Consider the following 17,743-nt stretch of genomic DNA (forward strand, 5'->3'; position numbering starts at 1 on the left):
CGGATTCCTAGGCGGGCGGCAGTAGCGTGGGGGAGTGGAAGCACTGCTCTATCTGGCCGGCATCGTGTTCATGCTGATCGGCCTCGGGCTGTCGATCGGCCTGCACGAGATCGGACACCTCGTTCCGGCGAAGCTGTTCGGTGTGCGCGTCGGCCAGTACATGATCGGCTTCGGCCCGCGGCTGTGGTCCAAGCGGATCGGCGAGACCGAGTACGGCTTCAAGCTGCTGCCGCTCGGCGGGTTCATCTCGATGTCGGGCATGTATCCGGCATCCAGCACCGCCGGTCCGGCCAGGGGCGTCTTCCGCGCGCTCGTGCAGGACGCCCGCTCGGCCAACGACGAGACCATTGCCGAGGGCGCGGAGGACCGCGTGTTCTACCGGCTGCCGGTGTGGAAGCGCGTGATCGTCATGCTCGGCGGTCCGCTCATGAACCTCCTGCTCGCGGTCGTCATCTTCACGGTCCTCGTCGCCGGCATCGGCGTGCAGCAGGGCACGACGACCATCGCCTCGGTCAACGAGTGCGTCCTCCCCGCGGGATCCACCGCGACGGAGTGCGCGCCCGATGACCCGGCGACCCCGGCAGCCGAGGCGGGCATCAAGCCGGGTGATGTGCTCGTCTCCATCGACGGCCGGCCCGTCTCGACGTTCGCCGAGGCGACCGCGATCGTGCAGGCGGCTCCGGGTAAGACCCTCGAGCTCGTCGTGCGCCGCGGCGGCGCGGACAAGACGCTCAGCATCACGCCCGTCGAAGCGGAGCGCACGCTCACCGACGCGAGTGGGCAGCCTCTGCTCGACGACGACGGGCAGCCGGTGATCAAGGAGGTCGGCTACGTCGGCATGGCCGCGCAGATGGGGTTCGTGCAGCAGCCGCTCCTCGCCGGTCCCGAGATGGCGGGCGACACCGTCGCGCGCGTCGGGTCGATGATCCTCACCCTGCCCGTCAGGCTGTGGGACGTCGGCGTCTCGCTGGTCACCGGTGGCGAACGCGATCCCAACGGCCCTCTCAGCGTCGTCGGGGTGGGCCGTATCGCCGGCGAGGTGGCGGCGACGGACGCACCGGTCCTGAACCGCTTCTCGGTGCTGCTCGGTCTGCTGGGCTCGCTGAACGTGGCGCTGTTCGTCTTCAACCTGATCCCGCTGCTCCCGCTCGACGGCGGTCACATCGTCGTCGCGCTGTGGGACGGCATCCGTCGGGCCTGGGCCCGCCTCTTCCGCCGACCCCCGCCGGCCCCCGTGGACGCGACACGCCTCGTGCCACTCACGGTGGTCGTGGCGACGCTGCTGATCGCGATGGGTGCGCTGCTGCTCGTGGCCGATCTGTTCAACCCGGTGAAACTGCTCGGCGGCTGAGCACAGACCGACGGTCGTCAGGCGATGGCGTGCTCGACCAGACGGTGCAGCGTGCGGATGCCGTCACGCGACAGGATCGACTCGAGGTGACCCTGCACCGAGGCGAAGCCGTCGCCGCGCAGCGCGTAGACGTCGCCGCTCTGCGGATCGGCGGAGACCTCGGCATCCGCCACGGTCGTCGTGCCGGGCTGCACGCGCGCCGTGAAGGTGTTGTAGAACCCGATCGACGCATCCTCCCCGAAGACGGGGACGGACTTCTGCAGTCCCTGATGCGGCGCGGCGAGCGGGGCGAGGTCGATGCCCAGCCGATCGGCGAGGATCTGGTGGCTCAGGCACACCGCCAGCAGCGGACGGCGCGCGTCGAGTCGACGCGCGACGACCTCACGCATCCGGGCGATGCGCGGGCTGTCGCCGTCGCGGGGGTCGCCCGGTCCCGGACCGGCGACGACGAGGTCGGCGGCGTCGACGGCAGCATCCTCGACCGAACTCCACGACGCGATCGACACCTCCAGCCCGAGGTGCCGCAGCTGGTGGGCGAGCATGGTCGTGAACCGGTCCTCGGCATCGACGACCAGCGCGCTGCGTCCGCTGAACGGACCGGTGAAGTCCTCGCCCTGCGGATTCATCCAGAAGTCCGCAAGCCGCGCGTTTCGAGACGACAGCAGGGCGGCGATCGTCGGGTCGTCGGCGAGTGCACGTCTCTCGCCCGGTTCGTCGGCGTCCTCGCGGGCCTCGGCGGCTGTGTCGCGGTCGATCGCCCCGATCGCGCCGAGCACGCCCGCGGCCTTCCCGTGCGTCTCCGAGACCTCGCCGTGCGGGTCGGAGTGGCGCACCAGCGTCGCGCCGACCGGCACGCTGAGCGCGCCGTCCTGCACGTACACGGTCCGGATCAGGATGGGCGCGTCGAGGTCGTGGCCGCCGTCGGCGTTCGGGGTGAAGAGAGCTGCGACGCCCGAGTAGTAGCCGCGCGGCTTGGTCTCGTGCCGACGGATCACGGCGCAGGCGTTCTGCATCGGCGAACCGGTGACCGTGGGCGCGAACATCGTCTCGCGCAGGATGTCGCGGGGATCGAGGCGGCTGCGCCCGCGCAGCATGTACTCGGTGTGCGTGAGCCGCGACATCTCCTTGAGGTGCGGGCCGGTGATGCGGCCGCCGTCGGAGCAGACCGCGCTCATCATCTTGAGCTCTTCGTCGACCACCATGAACAGCTCCTCCGTCTCCTTCGTCGACGAGAGGAAGTCGGTGAGCGTCTCGCGGGTGGCGCCACCGGCGGGGTGGCGGAACGTGCCCGAGATCGGATTCATGGTGACGATGCCCTCGCGGGCGACCACGTGCGCCTCGGGGCTGGCCCCGACCGCGATGCGGCCGGGTGTCACGACGGCGAACGTCCAGTAGGCGCCGCGCTCGTGGGCGAGAAGGGCGCGGAACCATGTGAGCGCAGCGGTGCGGTCGTCGACGTCGATCTCGGCGGTGTAGTCACGGCGGATGACGAAGTTCGCGCCCTCGCCGCGGCCGATCTCCTCGGCGATCACCGTCTTCACGATTTCGGCGTAGCGCTCGTCGCTGATGTCGAAGCCGCCGTCGCGCAGGGGTACGGCCTCGTCCGGCAGGGCCGACAGCACCTCTGCCGTGGGCAGGTGCACGTGCTCGTCGACGACGATGCAGCGCAGCGGGGCTCCGTCGTCCTGTGCCACGAAGCCGCGCTCCCGCACCTGTCGGTAGGGAACGAGGGAGAAGATCTCGCGGGGGACGCCGTCGATCGTGAGCGGGATGTCGGCCAGCAGGTCGACGTCGACGACCTGGCCGGTGAGCAGCTCGACGGTCTCGGCGCCGTCGCGCGCGATCAGCACGAACGACGCCTCCGGGTCGGCGGTGAGCTCGGAGAGGCGGGTGAGGGTCATCGGGGTCTCCTGTGCGTGGCTCCGGCTCGGCTCAACGAAAAGACCGCCCCGGAGGCGGTCTGGATTCGTGGGAACGCGAACACACCGCCTAGGAGGCGGGCCACCAGGTGATGTTCGCGAGCATAGGGGCGAAACTACCACACCGGTGGGTTCGAGATCGGGCGCATGACGTGCGTGCGGCATCCAGCCCGCGTGCATCCAGGCGGCGTAGGCTGGGAGCGTGCCAGCAGTCAATCTCGGGATGCCGAAGGTCCCTGAAGTCCTCGCCCCTCGTCGCAAGTCGCGCCAGATCAAGGTGGGCAAGGTGCTCGTCGGCGGCGACGCCCCCGTGAGCGTCCAGTCGATGACCACGACGAAGACCACGGACATCAACGGGACGCTGCAGCAGATCGCCGAGCTCACCGCATCCGGCTGCGAGATCGTGCGCGTGGCCGTGCCGTCGCAGGACGACGCAGACGTGCTGCACATCATCGCCAAGAAGAGCCAGATCCCCGTCATCGCCGACATCCACTTCCAGCCGAAGTACGTGTTCCAGGCGATCGACGCCGGGTGTGCGGCGGTGCGCGTGAACCCCGGCAACATCCGCAAGTTCGACGACCAGGTCGGTGAGATCGCCAAGGCTGCGAAGGATGCCGGCGTCTCGCTGCGCATCGGGGTCAATGCCGGATCGCTCGACCGCCGCCTGCTCGAGAAGTACGGCAAGGCCACCCCCGAGGCGCTCGTCGAGAGCGCCGTCTGGGAGGCGTCGCTCTTCGAGGAGCACGACTTCCACGACTTCAAGATCTCGGTCAAGCACAACGACCCGATCGTCATGGTGAAGGCCTACCGCCAGCTCGCCGAACGGGGCGACTGGCCGCTCCACCTCGGCGTCACCGAGGCGGGGCCCGCGTTCCAGGGCACGATCAAGAGCGCCACGGCCTTCGGCATCCTGCTGGGCGAAGGCATCGGCGACACGATCCGCGTCTCCCTGTCGGCCCCGCCGGCCGAAGAGGTCAAGGTCGGGCACCAGATCCTGCAGTCCCTGAACCTGCGCGAGCGCAAGCTCGAGATCGTGTCGTGCCCCTCCTGCGGTCGTGCCCAGGTCGACGTGTACACGCTCGCCGAAGACGTGACGGAGGGTCTCAAGGAGATGACCGTGCCGCTGCGCGTCGCCGTGATGGGCTGCGTCGTGAACGGACCGGGCGAAGCGCGCGAGGCCGACCTCGGCGTCGCATCGGGCAACGGCAAGGGGCAGATCTTCGTCAAGGGCGAGGTCATCAAGACCGTCCCGGAGGCCGACATCGTCGCGACCCTCATCGAGGAGGCGAACCGCATCGCCGCCGAGATGGGTCCCGACGCACCGCTCGGCACGGCGCAGGTCGTGACCGCGTGACAGCTGCCGTAGCCGCCACGCGAGTCACCTTCGCGGGCGGTGCGGTCGAGGGTGCCGGAACGGTCCAGCGCATCGAAGCCTCATCCGGCGGCGCTGTGGTGGTCGTCGATGAGACGCCGTTCCACCCGGTCGACCACACGTGGCCCGATCAGCCCGGAGACAGCGGCGAGATCAGGCTCGACGGCCGCGGCGTGCGCGTCGTCGAGGCGGTCATGGCGGCCCTGTCCGCCGACGGCGAGTTCGCCGTCGGCGCCGACATCCCGGTGAAGCGCGGCGGTGAGGGCTGGACGTGGCTCGTCGGGCACCGCCTCGAGGGCGACGCCCCTGAGTGGCTCGTCGAGGGAGCGCGCGTCGAGCTCGCCGTCGATGAGGCTCGCCGCGCAAGGTTGAGCCGCGGTCACACCGCCTGCCATCTCGCGTCGCTCGCCCTCGATCTCGCGCTCGCCGATCTCTGGCGGAAGGAGCCGGGGACGGATGCTCTCGGCAACCCCGATTTCGAGGGCAGGGCCAACCAGACGAGCCGCATCGGAGAAGACGGCGCGGTCGACGAGTACCGACTCGGCAAGAGCCTGCGCCGCGCAGGCTTCGACACCGAGACGTTCTCCGCGACGCTCGGCGACCGGGAGGCCGCGATCAACGCTCGCCTCGCCCAGTGGGTCGCGTCGGGCGCTGTGAGCCGTGTCGTCCCCGAGGGTCCGACCATCGTCGATCGGCGCACCTGGCACAGCGAGCTGCCCGAGGGCACGGCCGACATCCTCTGCGGAGGCACGCACGCAGGATCGCTCGACGAGTTCGCGAGCATCTCGGTCTCACTCGACCTGTCCGACCCGCAGCTCCTCGTGATGACGACCACCGCCGTCGCCGCCTGAGCCTCAGCGCACGAAGCCGTCCTGCACGCGTCGCCTCGATGGTCGCGACGTCAGAGCGCGAACTCGACCGAGCCGGTCGCGATGTCGGCGCTGACCACGCGGAGCCGAACACCGGCGCCGGCCACCGTGCCGGGTGGGATCGGGGCGGATGCCGTGACAGCCGGGGCCGCGATCTGCACCGTGCCGCGCTCGCCGCGCGCCTCGATCACGGTCGCATCTACGGTCGTGCCGACGAGCGGTGTCAGCAGCGCCGCCTCGACGCAGTTCACAGTCTGGGAGTCGAGCGTCGACGCCCGCTGCCCCGATTCCTGCATCAGGTCCGGGATCTCGGGCAAAGACTCTCTGACCCACGCGGGCACCTCCGCGCCCTCCGAGATCGCCAGACAGGTGACGAGCGACCAGCGGTCGACGAGCCGACGCAGGGGAGCGGTGGCATGCGCGTAGGGGGCGGCGATCGCGGCCTGCTCTGTCTGGGCGGGCACCGCGCCGTCGAATGTCACGTAGTCCGCACCGCGGAACAGCGTCGCCGCCGCCTGGAGGACGGGCAGCGTGAGGGGGTCGGCACGATCCAGTTCGCGCAGGTAGTCGCCGTAGCGACCGGTCGTCCACGGTCGCCCGAGTGCCTCCGTCTGCAGGCGGAACGTCGCGAACGCCTGTTCGTCTGGCTGCGGCATCGTGCGCAGGATGCCGATCTTCGCGTCGAGCATGAGGGATGCCGCGGCCATGCCTGTCATGAGTGAGAGCTGCGCGTTCCACTCCTCGACGGCGAGCGGATGTCGGCGCTCGATCGCGTAGCCGCCGTCGGGTGTGCGGACGACCTCCTCGTCGGGGAGGTTGAGGCTCGCGCCCCCGCGCAGCCGCTCCTGCTCGCTCCGCAGCGCGCCGATCTCAGGCAGGAGCTCGGCGGGCCCGCCCTCGCCGCGGTCGATCGCGGCCTCGGTCGTGACGTAGTCGAGCTGCACGCGGGAGCGGATCAGCGCGCGCTCCAGTCGGAAGCGCTCGACGAGCCCCGCCGAATCGAGGTCGAAGGTCCACACGAGTGCGGGTCTGTCCACGCCGGGGAGGAGTGACGCGCGGTCCTCGCTCAGCACCCGCGGATGCAGCGGGATCGATCCGTCCGCCGCGTACAGCGTCTGACCGCGGCGCCGTGCCTCCGCGTCCACCGCGCCGCCCGGCTTCACGAAACCCGGGACATCGGCGATCGCGTATCGCACCGCGTAGCCGGAGCCGCGACGCTCGAGATGGAACGCCTGATCCAGGTCGCGGGAACCCTCGGGGTCGAGCGTCGCGAAGGGGACGTCACGCAGATCGAGTGCGGGCGTCGGCGCGCTCGCCGCTTCCGCCTCGGCGAGGACCTCGTCGGGGAACTCCGCGGGAGCGTCGAGCGATTCGCGCAGGGCCGCCAGCGCCGATGCGAGCTCGGTCTGCGCGGCGGACGGGGCGACATGAGAGCGGCGCTGAGGCATGCCCCCACCCTAGGCGGAGGAGGTGATGCGGGCCTCTCGACTGTGCCGAAGCAGCGCGGTCAGAACGGCGGGTCGGCGTCCCTCGGAACCGGTGCCGCGTTCGTCTCCGGGGGAGCATCGACGTACACGCGCCCGGCGGGGCTCGTCCACGCATGGAAGCCACCGCCCAGATTCTCCACGTGCCACGGGCTGTGATGCTTCAGCACGTGGTGGCGTCGGCACAGCGCCGACAGATTGTCGGACGAGGTATCCCCGCCCAGCGCATGGTCCCGGATGTGATCGAGATCGCAGTCTCGGGCGGGGAAGCCGCAGCAGGGGAAACGGCATCGCTGATCTCGAGCGCGCACGAGGCGCTTCAGGTCGGCTGAGGGACGGTAGTGATCGACGGCCACCACGGCGTCCGTCACGAGGTGCGTGAGCACGCGATCCCACCCGGGTGCGGAGCCCGCGAGCTGCCGGGCGGTGCGCGTCGATCGGAGCGTGACCGTCGATCTCGGCGGGGGTCGTGGTGACGCCCATCAGCGTCAGGACCGGCACGGTGATGGACACGGATCCCCTGATCGCGGCCACGGCGCCGTCGGGGTCGCCGTGTCCGGACGGCGCTCCAGAAAGAAGAAGGTCCAGCGCCAGATCGCATCGGGCCTGCGCGAGCGTCCTCGTATCGGGAGTGACCTCGGGGATCCGTTCCTCCGAGGCGCCAGCCGCGCTCGGAACCGCCTCATGCTCGCCCGTGACCGGGATCCCATCGCGCACGGTCTTCGTGATGCTCGTGAGCCGATCGAACGCTCCGTGCACCAGCGCCGCCGGTCCGTGGAGCCCGAGTTCCGCCATCCCATCGCCGAGATCCTTCACCCATACGGCCCGGTCGGCGCGCGCTGCGCGGTGTCGCTCGTCGATCGTGCGCCGCTGATGGCGCTCCGCGATCCGTCGTGCGTGGCGTCGCACCCGGTTGGGTGATTCCTCTGCCGCGTACTCCAGGATCTCGGCCGTGTACGCGTCTCGTTCCGCATCCCCTTCCAGGTGCATCCCGGCGTCGACGATCGCGCGGGCGTGCGCGGGGGAGATGTCGCCCGCTCCCTGCGCTCGCCACACAGCGGGGAAGAGGGTGACGAGGAGGTCTGCATCCGCCATGCGCCGCTGCACCGTGCGATCGCTCACGCGCAACGCTGCGCCGAACTCCGCCGCCACTGCGCGCACCGCGAGGTCCGCACCGTCGTGGCCGAGGTAGGGCGAACCGTCATCGGTCCGCGCTGCCGCCGCGGTCTCGAGAGCGATCCGGTTGCCCAGCGCGAGCAATCCGTCACGGGCGGCGAGCAGCGAGGAGATCGTCCGCTCGACCGAGACGAGCGTGTCGGTGACGGCGCCGAGCGCGTCGATCTGCTCGCGGGTCGCGTCGAGGAGGGCTGCCATGAGTCGATCCCATCATGCGCCACCGACATTCGAGGCCCAGATCACACCGAAAATCTCGGCGCCGGGAGTCGTCTATCGGAGTATCGGTATCCACCGATCACAGCGCCTGTTCGAGGCGCCTGCGACCGCGCATCGCGCCCCGCACCGCCGGAGCACCGTTAGCGTGGAGGCATGACCACTGCTGACAAGGCCAGAACCCTCATCGGACTCTACGAAGCCCCCGAGATCCTCCGCGTCGTGAATGTGTGGGACGTGGTGTCGGCGCGCGCCGTCGCCGCTCTGCCCGAGACGAAGGCGATCGCGACCGCCGGTCACGGGATCGCCGCGTCCTTCGGCTACGAAGACGGCACCACGCCGCGCGACGTCATGATCGACATGGTCGGGCGCATCGCGGCATCCGTCTCCGTCCCCGTCACAGCCGACCTGGACGACGGATACGAGGACGCGGGGGAGACCACCCGACTCGCGATCCAGGCGGGCGTCGTCGGCGCGAACGTCGAGGACCGTCTCAAGCCGTTCGACGAGTCCGTCGCGGTCGTCGAGTCGATCGTCAAGGCGGCGGAGGCCGAGGGCGTGCCGTTCGCTCTCAACGCCCGCACCGACGCCTTCGTGCGTGCAGGGCACCGTCCGGTCGCGGAGAGCGTGGCCGACGCCATCCAGCGCGGACGCGCGTTCATCGACGCGGGTGCGACCGCGGTGTTCGTCCCCGGGATGCTCGACGCGGCGGTCACCCGTCAGCTCGTCGAGGGCATCGGCGAGGGCAAGGTGAGCGTGATCGGCCTTCCCGGAGCGCTCGCCGCGTCGGAGTACGAGAAGCTCGGGGTCGCCCGTATCTCCTACGGACCCCTGCCGCAGCGCGTCGCACTGACCGCCGTGCAGGAGCTGGCCGCGAGCCTCTATGCGGGCGGTGTGATCCCGCAGGGCCTTCCCGCCCTCAACTGACGCTCGGGAGGACGGGTGGCCACCGGTCACTAGACTTGGCCCGTGGTCACTCGTCTCTCGAATTTCTTCCTCCGTACGCTCCGTGAAGACCCTGCCGGTGCAGAGGTCGCGAGCCACAAGCTCCTGATCCGCGCCGGGTACATCCGCCCGCAGGCGGCGGGCATCTTCGCGTGGCTGCCGCTCGGCCTCCGGGTGAAGGCCCGGATCGAGAAGGTCGTCCGCGAGGAGATGGCCGCGGCCGGTGCGCAGGAGGTCCACTTCCCGGCGCTCATGCCGCGCGAGGCCTACGAGGCGACCGGTCGCTGGGAGGAGTACGGGGATCTGCTCTTCCGTCTCCAGGACCGCAAGGGCGGCGACTACCTGCTCGCACCCACGCACGAGGAGGCCTTCACCCTTCTGGTGAAGGACCTGTACTCGTCGTACAAGGACCTGCCGCTCACGATCTACCAGATCCAGGACAAGTACCGCGACGAGGCGCGCCCCCGCGCGGGACTGCTGCGCGGACGCGAGTTCACGATGAAGGACGCCTACTCCTTCGACTCCTCGGATGCCGGGCTCGACGCGAGCTACCAGGCGCAGCGCGACGCCTACGAGCGCATCTTCCAGCGCCTCGGTCTCGAGTACGCCATCGTGCAGGCGGATGCCGGAGCCATGGGCGGGTCGCGCAGCGAGGAGTTCCTGCACCCGACGCCGGTGGGCGAGGACACATTCGTGCGCAGCGCCGGCGGGTACGCCGCCAACGTCGAGGCGTTCACGACGCCCGTCCCCGAAGCCGTCCCGTTCGACGCCGATGCGGCGCCGGTGATCTTCGACTCGCCCGACACGCCGACGATCGAGACCCTCGTCGCCCATGCGAACGCCCATCTCGACGGCGAGTACACCGCGGCCGACACGCTCAAGAACGTCGTGCTCGCGCTCGCCCACCTCGACGGCACCCGCGAGCTCGTCGTCGTCGGCATCCCCGGCGACCGGGAGGTCGACGAGAAGCGCGCCGAGGTGGCGTTCGCTCCGGCGGAGGTCGAGACGGCGACGGCGGACGACTTCGAGAACAACCCGCTGCTCGTCAAGGGGTACATCGGACCCTGGTCCGAGACCGGTGCCGTGCTCGGCGAGGAATCCGCCACCGGCATCCGCTACCTCGTCGACCCGCGCGTGAGCGAGGGCACCAGCTGGATCACCGGTGCGAACATCGACCAGAAGCACGCGCACTCCGTCGTCGCCGGCCGCGACTTCGAGGCCGACGGCATCGTCGAGATCGCGAACGTGCGCGCCGGGGACCCCGCGCCCGACGGGTCGGGTCCTGTCGAACTCGCGCGCGGCATGGAGATCGGACACGTGTTCCAGCTCGGCCGCAAGTACGCCGAGGCGCTGGGCCTCAAGGTGCTCGACGAGAACGGCAAACTCGTGACGGTCACGATGGGGTCGTACGGCATCGGCGTCACCCGCATCCTCGCGATCCTCGCCGAGCTGAACAACGACGACAAGGGCCTCATCTGGCCTGCTTCCGTCGCGCCGTTCGACGTGCAGGTCGTCGCCGCGGGCCGGGACCAGGTCGCGTTCGACGTCGCCGCCGACATCTCGGCCCAGCTCGAGTCCGCGGGCCTCGACGTGCTCTACGACGACCGCCCCAAGGTGTCGCCCGGCGTGAAGTTCGGCGATGCCGAGCTCGTCGGCGTCCCCAAGATCGTGATCGTCGGACGCGGTGCAGCCGACGGCCAGGTCGAGCTCTGGGACCGCCGTTCGGGCGAGCGTGACTCCGTCTCGGTCGCCGAGGCACTCGCCCGGTTGACCACCGTCTGACAGCCGATGCCATGACCGACGACCAGCTGCCCGACGCGCTGAGCGCCGAGATCAACGCGGTGCTCGATGATGCGGGCGTGCTCACCGACCGTCGGCTCGTGATGCGGATGCTGCGCACGGCCATCCAGCTGGGCGAGGACGACACCGAGCGACTGGACCTCAAGATCGCGTCCGCGGCACTCGCGGAGATGCGCGACGCGTTCCGTCTGTTCGCCCCGTTCCGGGGGGTGCCGAAGGTCACCGTGTTCGGGTCGGCGCGCACACGGCACGACGACCCGCTGTACGTGCAGGCCCGTGACGTCGCGGCCGCTCTGGCGGCGGACGGCTGGATGGTCGTCACCGGCGCGGGGCCCGGCATCATGCAGGCGGCAGCGGAGGGCGCGGGCCCCGCGCTCTCGCTGGGGGTGTCGATCCGGCTGCCCTTCGAAGAGAAGGCGAACAGCCTCGTGGCCGGGAGCGACCACGTCGTGGCCATGAAGTACTTCTTCACGCGCAAGCTCATGCTCATCAAGGAGTCCAGCGGGTTCATCTGCCTGCCCGGCGGTTTCGGCACGCTGGACGAGATGTTCGAGCTCCTGACCCTGCAGCAGACCGGGAAGGCGGAGCCGACCCCGATCGTGCTGCTCGACGAGAAGGGCGGCACGTTCTGGGACGGCCTGCGCCGTTTCATCGACGACACCCTGGAGCCGACCGGGGTCATCTCGGAGGGCGACTTCGACCGGGTCGTCGTCACCGACTCCGTCGATGCCGCCGTCGCCGAGATCGCCGGGTTCTGGCGCAACTACGACTCGCTGCGGTGGATCGGCGACACTCTCGTGCTGAGACTCCGCGCCGAACCGACGGATGCCGAGATCGACGACCTCAACGATCGCTTCGGAGGGATGCTGTCGCGCGGGCGCATCGAACGGACGTCACCGCGCTCGCCGGAGGTCAGCGACGACGATGTGCTGCAGCTGCCGCGACTCGCCCTGCACCTCGATCAGCGCCAGGTCGGCAACCTGTTCCGCCTGATCGGGGCGATCAACTCGCTGTCGACCGCTCCCGCGCTCTGATCCGCTCGGCGAAGTCAGCGAGGTCGACCGCTGTTCCCAGGATCCGCTCGGCTGCGCGGTGCCCGGAGTAGAACGCAGCGCCGACGGTCGCCGGCTCGTCCCCCCAGGTCGCCTCGCCGGCGAAGTGCAGCACGCCGTCCACCGGACCGGCGAGTCGGTCGTGGTCGTGGTGAGACGACCCCACTGCGAGGTGCGAGTACGACCCGACCGAGTAGGCATCCTGACCCCACCGGGTGATCCACTGCGCGGTGGGCTCCGCGGCGTCCGGGTACAGGCGTCGCAGGGCGCCGAGGGCGTCGGCCGCGATCTCGTCGTCGGAGAGGTCCTGCATGCGCCTGCCGAACGGCCCCGCCGCGAACGTGAGCAGAGTCGGGATGCCGCTCACGGCCGAGACGTCGTACCAGGAGTGCCAGTGCTCACCGGCTTCGCCGAGAGCCCGCAGCGCGTAGCTGTCCTCGCCCCAGAACCTCTCGGGGAACTGCAGGAAGATCTTGTTGAACACGCCCATGCCGAGGCGGTCGATCGGTCCGGCGATCTCGTCGGGGAGGGCAGGGACGAACTCGATCGCGCCCGCCTTGAGCACGCCGAGAGGAACGGTCACGACCACCGAGTCTGCGTCGTACTCCTCGCCGTCCGCGGTCGTCACCACGGCCCGGTCGGGTGTACGGGAGACGCGCGTCACCGCGGTGTCGAGCCGCACGTCGAGCCCGGCGGCGACGCGGCGGGGGAGCTCGTCGTACCCGCGAGGGAAGATGACCTCGTCGCCGTCGATCGCGTCTTCGTCGAGACCGTGCGCGTCGAGATCGCCGATCCAGGCGCCGCACTGCTCCTCGACGCGGTGCCGGAAGAACTCGCGCACCTCGTCGATGCGCTGCGGGGTGAAGCCCGAGCGATCCAGCGCCCGCTCCGTGACGTCGAGGTAGGTGTCGCCCGGGGAAGAGGCCGAGATCTCCTGGACGAGAAGCCGGTCTGCCTCTTCGACGTCGGCGATCCACTGCGCGGTCGCCGCAGCATCCATCGGCGCGCCGTCATCGGCGAAGTTCTCGATCGGCCGCCCGCCGACCTGGAAGCTTCCCACGGTGTACTCGATGGTGGGGATGCCGAGGGCCTCGACCAGGTCCCAGAGAGGCGAGTCGTCGATGCCGTGGATCCAGGAGGCGCCGAGGTCGACGGGGAAGCCCGCGGATCGATCGGTGTTCATCCGCCCGCCGATGCGGTCCCGTGCCTCGAGCACGAGCACCCGCCGCCCCTCGTCGGCGAGCATGCGCGCGGCCGTCACGCCGGACATCCCGGCCCCGATCACGATGGTGTCGTACGTGCTCACTGATCCTCCTGCGCATCGTGCACCGCGCCGGCGCGGTCGCCGCCGTGGCATGGGGCGGTGGGGTCAGGGTATCGTGGTACGGATGTCGCGCGTGTGAACCGGCGCGACGAGAGCTGAATAGGGAGTCGTCATGGATATCGAACTGAGCCTGCTGCGTGGGATCGAGAAGGAGAAGGCGATCCCCTTCGACGAACTCGTCGCGATCATCGAACAGGCCATCCTGACCGCCTACGCCAAGCATGTCTCCGCTGACGGGGCGACGCCCGAGGGCGTGCGGGTCGAACTCGACCGCCGCACGGGCCACGTCGCCGTGCTGCAGGTCGTCAAGGACGACGAGGGAGCGGTCATCGGCGAGGAGGACGCAACTCCGGACGACTTCGGCCGCATCGCCGCCTTCGCCGCCAAGCAGGTCATCAGCCAGCGCCTCCGCGACATCGCCGACGACGCCGTCCTCGGCGAGTTCCGCGGCAAGGAGGGCGACATCGTCGCCGGCGTCATCCAGCAGGGGCCGAACCCCCGTATGATCCACGTCGACCTCGGCTCGGTCGAGGCCATCCTTCCGCCCGAGGAGCAGGTGCCCGGCGAGGAGTACACGCACGGTTCGCGTCTGCGCGTCTACGTCACCAGCGTCGCGAAGGGCCTCAAGGGGCCGCAGATCACGGTCTCGCGCACCCACCCGGGTCTCGTCCGCAAGCTCTTCGCGCTCGAGGTTCCGGAGATCGCCGCAGGCCTCGTCGAGATCGTCTCGCTCGCCCGTGAAGCGGGCCACCGCACGAAGATCGCCGTCAAGGCGAACGACCCGTCCATCAACGCGAAGGGCGCCTGCATCGGCGAGCTCGGACGCCGCGTCCGCGCCGTCACGGAGGAGCTGGCGGGGGAGAAGATCGACATCGTCGACTACAACCCCGAGCTCGCCGCCTTCGTCGCGAACGCGCTGTCGCCGGCCAAGGTGACGAGCTCGTTCATCCTCGACGCGGGGACGAAGGCCGTCCGCGCACTCGTGCCCGACTACCAGCTGTCGCTCGCGATCGGCAAGGAGGGGCAGAACGCCCGACTCGCCGCCAAGCTGACCGGTGCGAAGATCGACATCCAGCCGGACAGCGTCCTGGATTGACCCCGGCCGCACGCCCGACTCGCGCCTCCGGCGCGATCAGGGCGGGAACTCAGGTGTAAGATGGAACCCGTACGAACGTGCGTCGGTTGCCGCACGCGTGCTCCCCGCTCCGCCCTTCTCAGGGTGGTGTCCCAGAACGACACCCTCGTCATCGATGAGCGTGCTGTGCTGCCGGGGCGAGGCGCGTGGGTGCATCCGACGCAGGAATGCATGGATGCCGCACTGCGGCGACGTGCTTTCGGACGAGCACTGCGCGTGTCCGGCCATCTGGACACGCAGACCATCGAGAAACAAAGGCTGAACAGCTATGGAAACAAAGTGAACGGCTCGAAATGAGACCCGTCCGCGACTAGTGGTCTGCCCTGTCTGGGCAGACCGACCCCAGACAGGAGAATTGTGGCTGGTAAACCACGCGTACATGAGATCGCCGCTGAGTTCGGCGTCGACAGCAAGGTCGCACTTGCGAAGCTCAAGGAACTCGGGGAGTTCGTCAAGAGCCCCTCTTCGACCATCGAACCGCCGGTGGCGCGCAAGCTGCGCGCGGCGATCGAGGCCGACCCCTCGCTGAAGCCCTCGGCCGAGGCGGCGCCCGCCGCCAAGCCTGCGGCGAAGCCGGCTGCGGCGAAGTCCGCCGCGCCGACCCCCGGCCCGAAGCCCGGTCCCAAGCCGGCTCCGGCCCCTGAGGCTCCGGCCGCTGCGGCACCCCCCGCACCGGCCGACGCTCCCGCGGCGACCCCGGCCCCGGCTGCCAAGCCGGGCCCTGCCGCGCCGAAGCCGTCCGACGGAGCGCCCAAGCCGGGCGCACCCCGCCCCGGCAACAACCCGTTCTCGTCCGCGCAGGGCATGGGCCAGCGTCCCGCCGGCCCCCGCCCCGGCAACAACCCCTTCGCCTCGGCGCAGGGCATGGGCCAGCGCCCGACGCCCGGAAACATCCCGCGTCCGCAGGCCCCGCGCCCCGGGGCACCCCGTCCCGGCGCCCCGCGTCCCGGTTCGCCGCGTCCCGGCGCTCCCCGCGGCGGTCAGGGCGGTCGTCCCGGCGCTCCGTTCCAGCAGCGTCCGGGCGGTCCCGGTCGTCCCGGCGGTGCCGGCGGCCCCGGTGGTCCCGGCGCACGTCCCGGTGGCGGCGGTTTCGCCGGTCGTCCCGGTGGTGGCGGTCGCGGCCGTGGCCCCGGCGGTGGCACGGCCGGTGCCTTCGGCAAGGGCGGCGGCAAGAGCAAGCAGCGCAAGTCGCGGCGGGCGAAGCGGCAGGAATTCGAGATGCGGAGCGCTCCGGTCGTCGGTGGCGTCAACGTCACCCGCGGCAACGGGGAGACCATCCGCATGCGTCGCGGCGCGTCCATCGCGGACTTCGCCGACAAGATCGAGACGCTGACCGGCTACACGGTGCAGCCCGGCACGCTCGTGACGATCCTCTTCAACCTCGGCGAGATGGCCACGGCCACCGAGTCGCTGGACGAGGCGACGTTCGAGGTGCTCGGCGAGGAGCTCGGCTACAAGATCCAGATGGTCTCTCCTGAGGACGAGGACAAGGAGCTCCTCGAGGGCTTCGGTCTCGACCTGGAGGCCGAGCTGGAGGCGGAGAGCGAGGACGACCTCGAGATCCGTCCCCCGGTCGTCACCGTCATGGGTCACGTCGACCACGGTAAGACCCGACTGCTCGATGCCATCCGTCAGACCAACGTCATCGAGGGCGAGGCCGGCGGCATCACGCAGCACATCGGTGCGTACCAGGTGTGGACCGAGCACGAGGGCATCGAGCGTGCGATCACCTTCATCGACACCCCGGGTCACGAGGCGTTCACCGCCATGCGTGCCCGCGGTGCGCAGGTGACCGACCTCGCGATCCTCGTGGTCGCCGCCGACGACGGCATCATGCCGCAGACGGTGGAGGCCCTGAACCACGCCCAGGCGGCGAACGTGCCGATCGTGGTCGCGGTGAACAAGGTCGACAAGCCCGAAGCCAACCCGGCCAAGGTGCGCCAGCAGCTCACCGAGTACGGCCTGGTCGCCGAGGAGTACGGCGGCGACGTCATGTTCGTCGACGTCTCGGCCCGCGCCGGCACCGGCATCCAGGAGCTCCTGGACGCCGTGCTGCTCACGGCCGATGCCGGTCTCGACCTGACCGCCAACCCGAACAAGGCCGCTCGCGGTGTCGCCATCGAGGCGAAGCTCGACAAGGGCCGTGGCTCGGTCGCGACCGTGCTCATCCAGTCCGGAACGCTCCGCGTCGGTGACGCGATCGTCGCCGGCACCGCGTACGGACGTGTGCGGGCGATGGCCGACGAGAACGGCGAGCAGGTCCTCGAGGCCTACCCGTCGCGTCCGGTGCAGGTGCAGGGTCTGAACTCCGTGCCTCGCGCCGGCGACGTCTTCATCGTCACCGAGGAGGACCGCACGGCTCGCCAGATCGCCGAGAAGCGTGAGGCCGTCGAGCGCAACGCCCAGCTGGCCAAGGCTCGCAAGCGCATCTCGCTCGAGGACTTCACCCGCGCGCTCGAAGAGGGCAAGGTCGAGTCGCTCAACCTCATCATCAAGGGCGACGTGTCCGGTGCCGTCGAGGCGCTGGAGGAGTCGCTCCTCAAGATCGAGGTCGACGACTCCGTGCAGCTGCGGATCATCCACCGCGGCGTCGGCGCCATCACCGAGTCGGATGTGAACCTCGCGACGATCGACAACGCGATCATCGTGGGCTTCAACGTCCGCCCCGACACGAAGGCGCGCGAGCGCGCTCAGCGCGAGGGTGTGGACATCCGCTTCTACTCGGTGATCTACAACGCGATCGACGAGATCGAGAGCTCCCTCAAGGGCATGCTCAAGCCGGAGTACGAAGAGGTCCAGTCGGGCGTCGCCGAGATCCGTGAGGTGTTCCGCTCCTCGAAGTTCGGCAACATCGCCGGTGTCATCGTGCGGTCGGGAACGATCACGCGCAACGCCAAGGCGCGCGTCATCCGCGACGGCGTCGTCATCGCCGATGGTCTCGCCATCGAGTCGCTGCGTCGCTTCAAGGACGACGTCACCGAGGTGCGTACCGACTACGAGGCCGGTATCGGCCTCGGCAAGTACAACGACATCCAGATCGGCGACGAGATCGAGACCACGGAGATGGTCGAGAAGCCTCGCGGCTGATCGGGTTCGATATCTT

General features: G+C 70.0%; 13 protein-coding genes and 1 pseudogene. 10 read left to right on the top strand and 4 right to left on the bottom strand.

Annotated elements, in window-relative coordinates:
- Window positions 1-34: 34 nt before the first annotated feature.
- On the top strand, window positions 35-1,351 hold the full coding sequence (locus RAC81_RS01025; protein WP_375080586.1) for an RIP metalloprotease: 1,317 nt from the start codon (window positions 35-37) through the stop codon (window positions 1,349-1,351).
- A 17-nt stretch (window positions 1,352-1,368) separates the two neighbouring features.
- On the opposite strand, the gene RAC81_RS01030 is transcribed toward RAC81_RS01025, so the two are convergent.
- Window positions 1,369-3,252 carry a chorismate-binding protein gene (locus RAC81_RS01030; RefSeq protein ID WP_375080587.1) on the bottom strand — a complete coding sequence of 628 codons (1,884 nt, stop codon included), beginning with the start codon at window positions 3,250-3,252 and terminating at the stop codon, window positions 1,369-1,371.
- Window positions 3,253-3,493: 241 nt separating this feature from the next.
- Here RAC81_RS01030 and ispG point away from each other — a divergent pair, with 241 nt between their 5' ends.
- Both ispG and RAC81_RS01040 read left to right on the top strand, forming a co-directional pair.
- Window positions 3,494-4,624: a flavodoxin-dependent (E)-4-hydroxy-3-methylbut-2-enyl-diphosphate synthase gene (gene ispG / locus RAC81_RS01035; RefSeq protein WP_096714651.1), complete on the top strand. Its 1,131-nt coding sequence runs from the start codon at window positions 3,494-3,496 to the stop codon at window positions 4,622-4,624.
- A complete protein-coding gene (locus RAC81_RS01040) occupies window positions 4,621-5,493 on the top strand; it encodes a hypothetical protein (protein ID WP_375080588.1) in 873 nt (290 codons plus the stop codon). The genes ispG and RAC81_RS01040 overlap by 4 nt, the downstream gene beginning before the upstream one ends.
- A gap of 50 nt (window positions 5,494-5,543) precedes the next feature.
- Here RAC81_RS01040 and RAC81_RS01045 read toward each other — a convergent pair whose 3' ends face one another.
- The gene (locus tag RAC81_RS01045) at window positions 5,544-6,959 is read right to left on the bottom strand and encodes an RNB domain-containing ribonuclease (RefSeq protein WP_375080590.1); all 1,416 of its coding nucleotides are present in this window, start codon (window positions 6,957-6,959) and stop codon (window positions 5,544-5,546) included.
- Window positions 6,960-7,111: 152 nt separating this feature from the next.
- Here RAC81_RS01045 and RAC81_RS01050 point away from each other — a divergent pair, with 152 nt between their 5' ends.
- Window positions 7,112-7,327, top strand: a complete 216-nt coding sequence (locus tag RAC81_RS01050) for a hypothetical protein (RefSeq protein WP_375080998.1) — start codon at window positions 7,112-7,114, stop codon at window positions 7,325-7,327.
- 193 nt (window positions 7,328-7,520) lie between these two features.
- On the opposite strand, the pseudogene RAC81_RS01055 reads toward RAC81_RS01050, so the two are convergent.
- A pseudogene (locus RAC81_RS01055) lies at window positions 7,521-8,369 on the bottom strand (DUF222 domain-containing protein); the annotation flags it as partial.
- A 171-nt stretch (window positions 8,370-8,540) separates the two neighbouring features.
- On the opposite strand from RAC81_RS01055, the gene RAC81_RS01060 reads away from it, so the two are divergent.
- Genes RAC81_RS01060 through RAC81_RS01070 form a run of 3 tightly spaced genes read left to right on the top strand, consistent with a single transcriptional unit; the run spans window position 8,541 to window position 12,163 of the window.
- Complete coding sequence (locus RAC81_RS01060; protein WP_375080591.1) at window positions 8,541-9,311, top strand: isocitrate lyase/phosphoenolpyruvate mutase family protein; 771 nt, start codon at window positions 8,541-8,543, stop codon at window positions 9,309-9,311.
- A 42-nt stretch (window positions 9,312-9,353) separates the two neighbouring features.
- On the top strand, window positions 9,354-11,111 hold the full coding sequence (locus tag RAC81_RS01065; RefSeq protein ID WP_375080592.1) for a proline--tRNA ligase: 1,758 nt from the start codon (window positions 9,354-9,356) through the stop codon (window positions 11,109-11,111).
- A gap of 11 nt (window positions 11,112-11,122) precedes the next feature.
- On the top strand, window positions 11,123-12,163 hold the full coding sequence (locus RAC81_RS01070; RefSeq protein ID WP_375080593.1) for a TIGR00730 family Rossman fold protein: 1,041 nt from the start codon (window positions 11,123-11,125) through the stop codon (window positions 12,161-12,163).
- Here RAC81_RS01070 and RAC81_RS01075 read toward each other — a convergent pair.
- Window positions 12,132-13,487: a flavin monoamine oxidase family protein gene (locus tag RAC81_RS01075; protein WP_375080594.1), complete on the bottom strand. Its 1,356-nt coding sequence runs from the start codon at window positions 13,485-13,487 to the stop codon at window positions 12,132-12,134. The two genes, RAC81_RS01070 and RAC81_RS01075, sit on opposite strands and share 32 nt — an antisense overlap.
- A gap of 130 nt (window positions 13,488-13,617) precedes the next feature.
- Between RAC81_RS01075 and nusA the strand changes: the two genes are divergently transcribed.
- Genes nusA through infB form a run of 3 tightly spaced genes read left to right on the top strand, consistent with a single transcriptional unit; the run spans window position 13,618 to window position 17,727 of the window.
- Complete coding sequence (gene nusA, locus RAC81_RS01080) at window positions 13,618-14,601, top strand: transcription termination factor NusA (protein ID WP_375080595.1); 984 nt, start codon at window positions 13,618-13,620, stop codon at window positions 14,599-14,601.
- Between the two features lie 60 nt (window positions 14,602-14,661).
- Complete coding sequence (locus RAC81_RS01085; protein WP_096714642.1) at window positions 14,662-14,937, top strand: YlxR family protein; 276 nt, start codon at window positions 14,662-14,664, stop codon at window positions 14,935-14,937.
- A 60-nt stretch (window positions 14,938-14,997) separates the two neighbouring features.
- Window positions 14,998-17,727: a translation initiation factor IF-2 gene (infB, locus tag RAC81_RS01090; RefSeq protein WP_375080597.1), complete on the top strand. Its 2,730-nt coding sequence runs from the start codon at window positions 14,998-15,000 to the stop codon at window positions 17,725-17,727.
- Window positions 17,728-17,743: the final 16 nt, after the last annotated feature.

Origin of the sequence: Microbacterium sp. CR_7 (assembly GCF_041954755.1) — a bacterium.
Classification (GTDB): domain Bacteria; phylum Actinomycetota; class Actinomycetes; order Actinomycetales; family Microbacteriaceae; genus Microbacterium.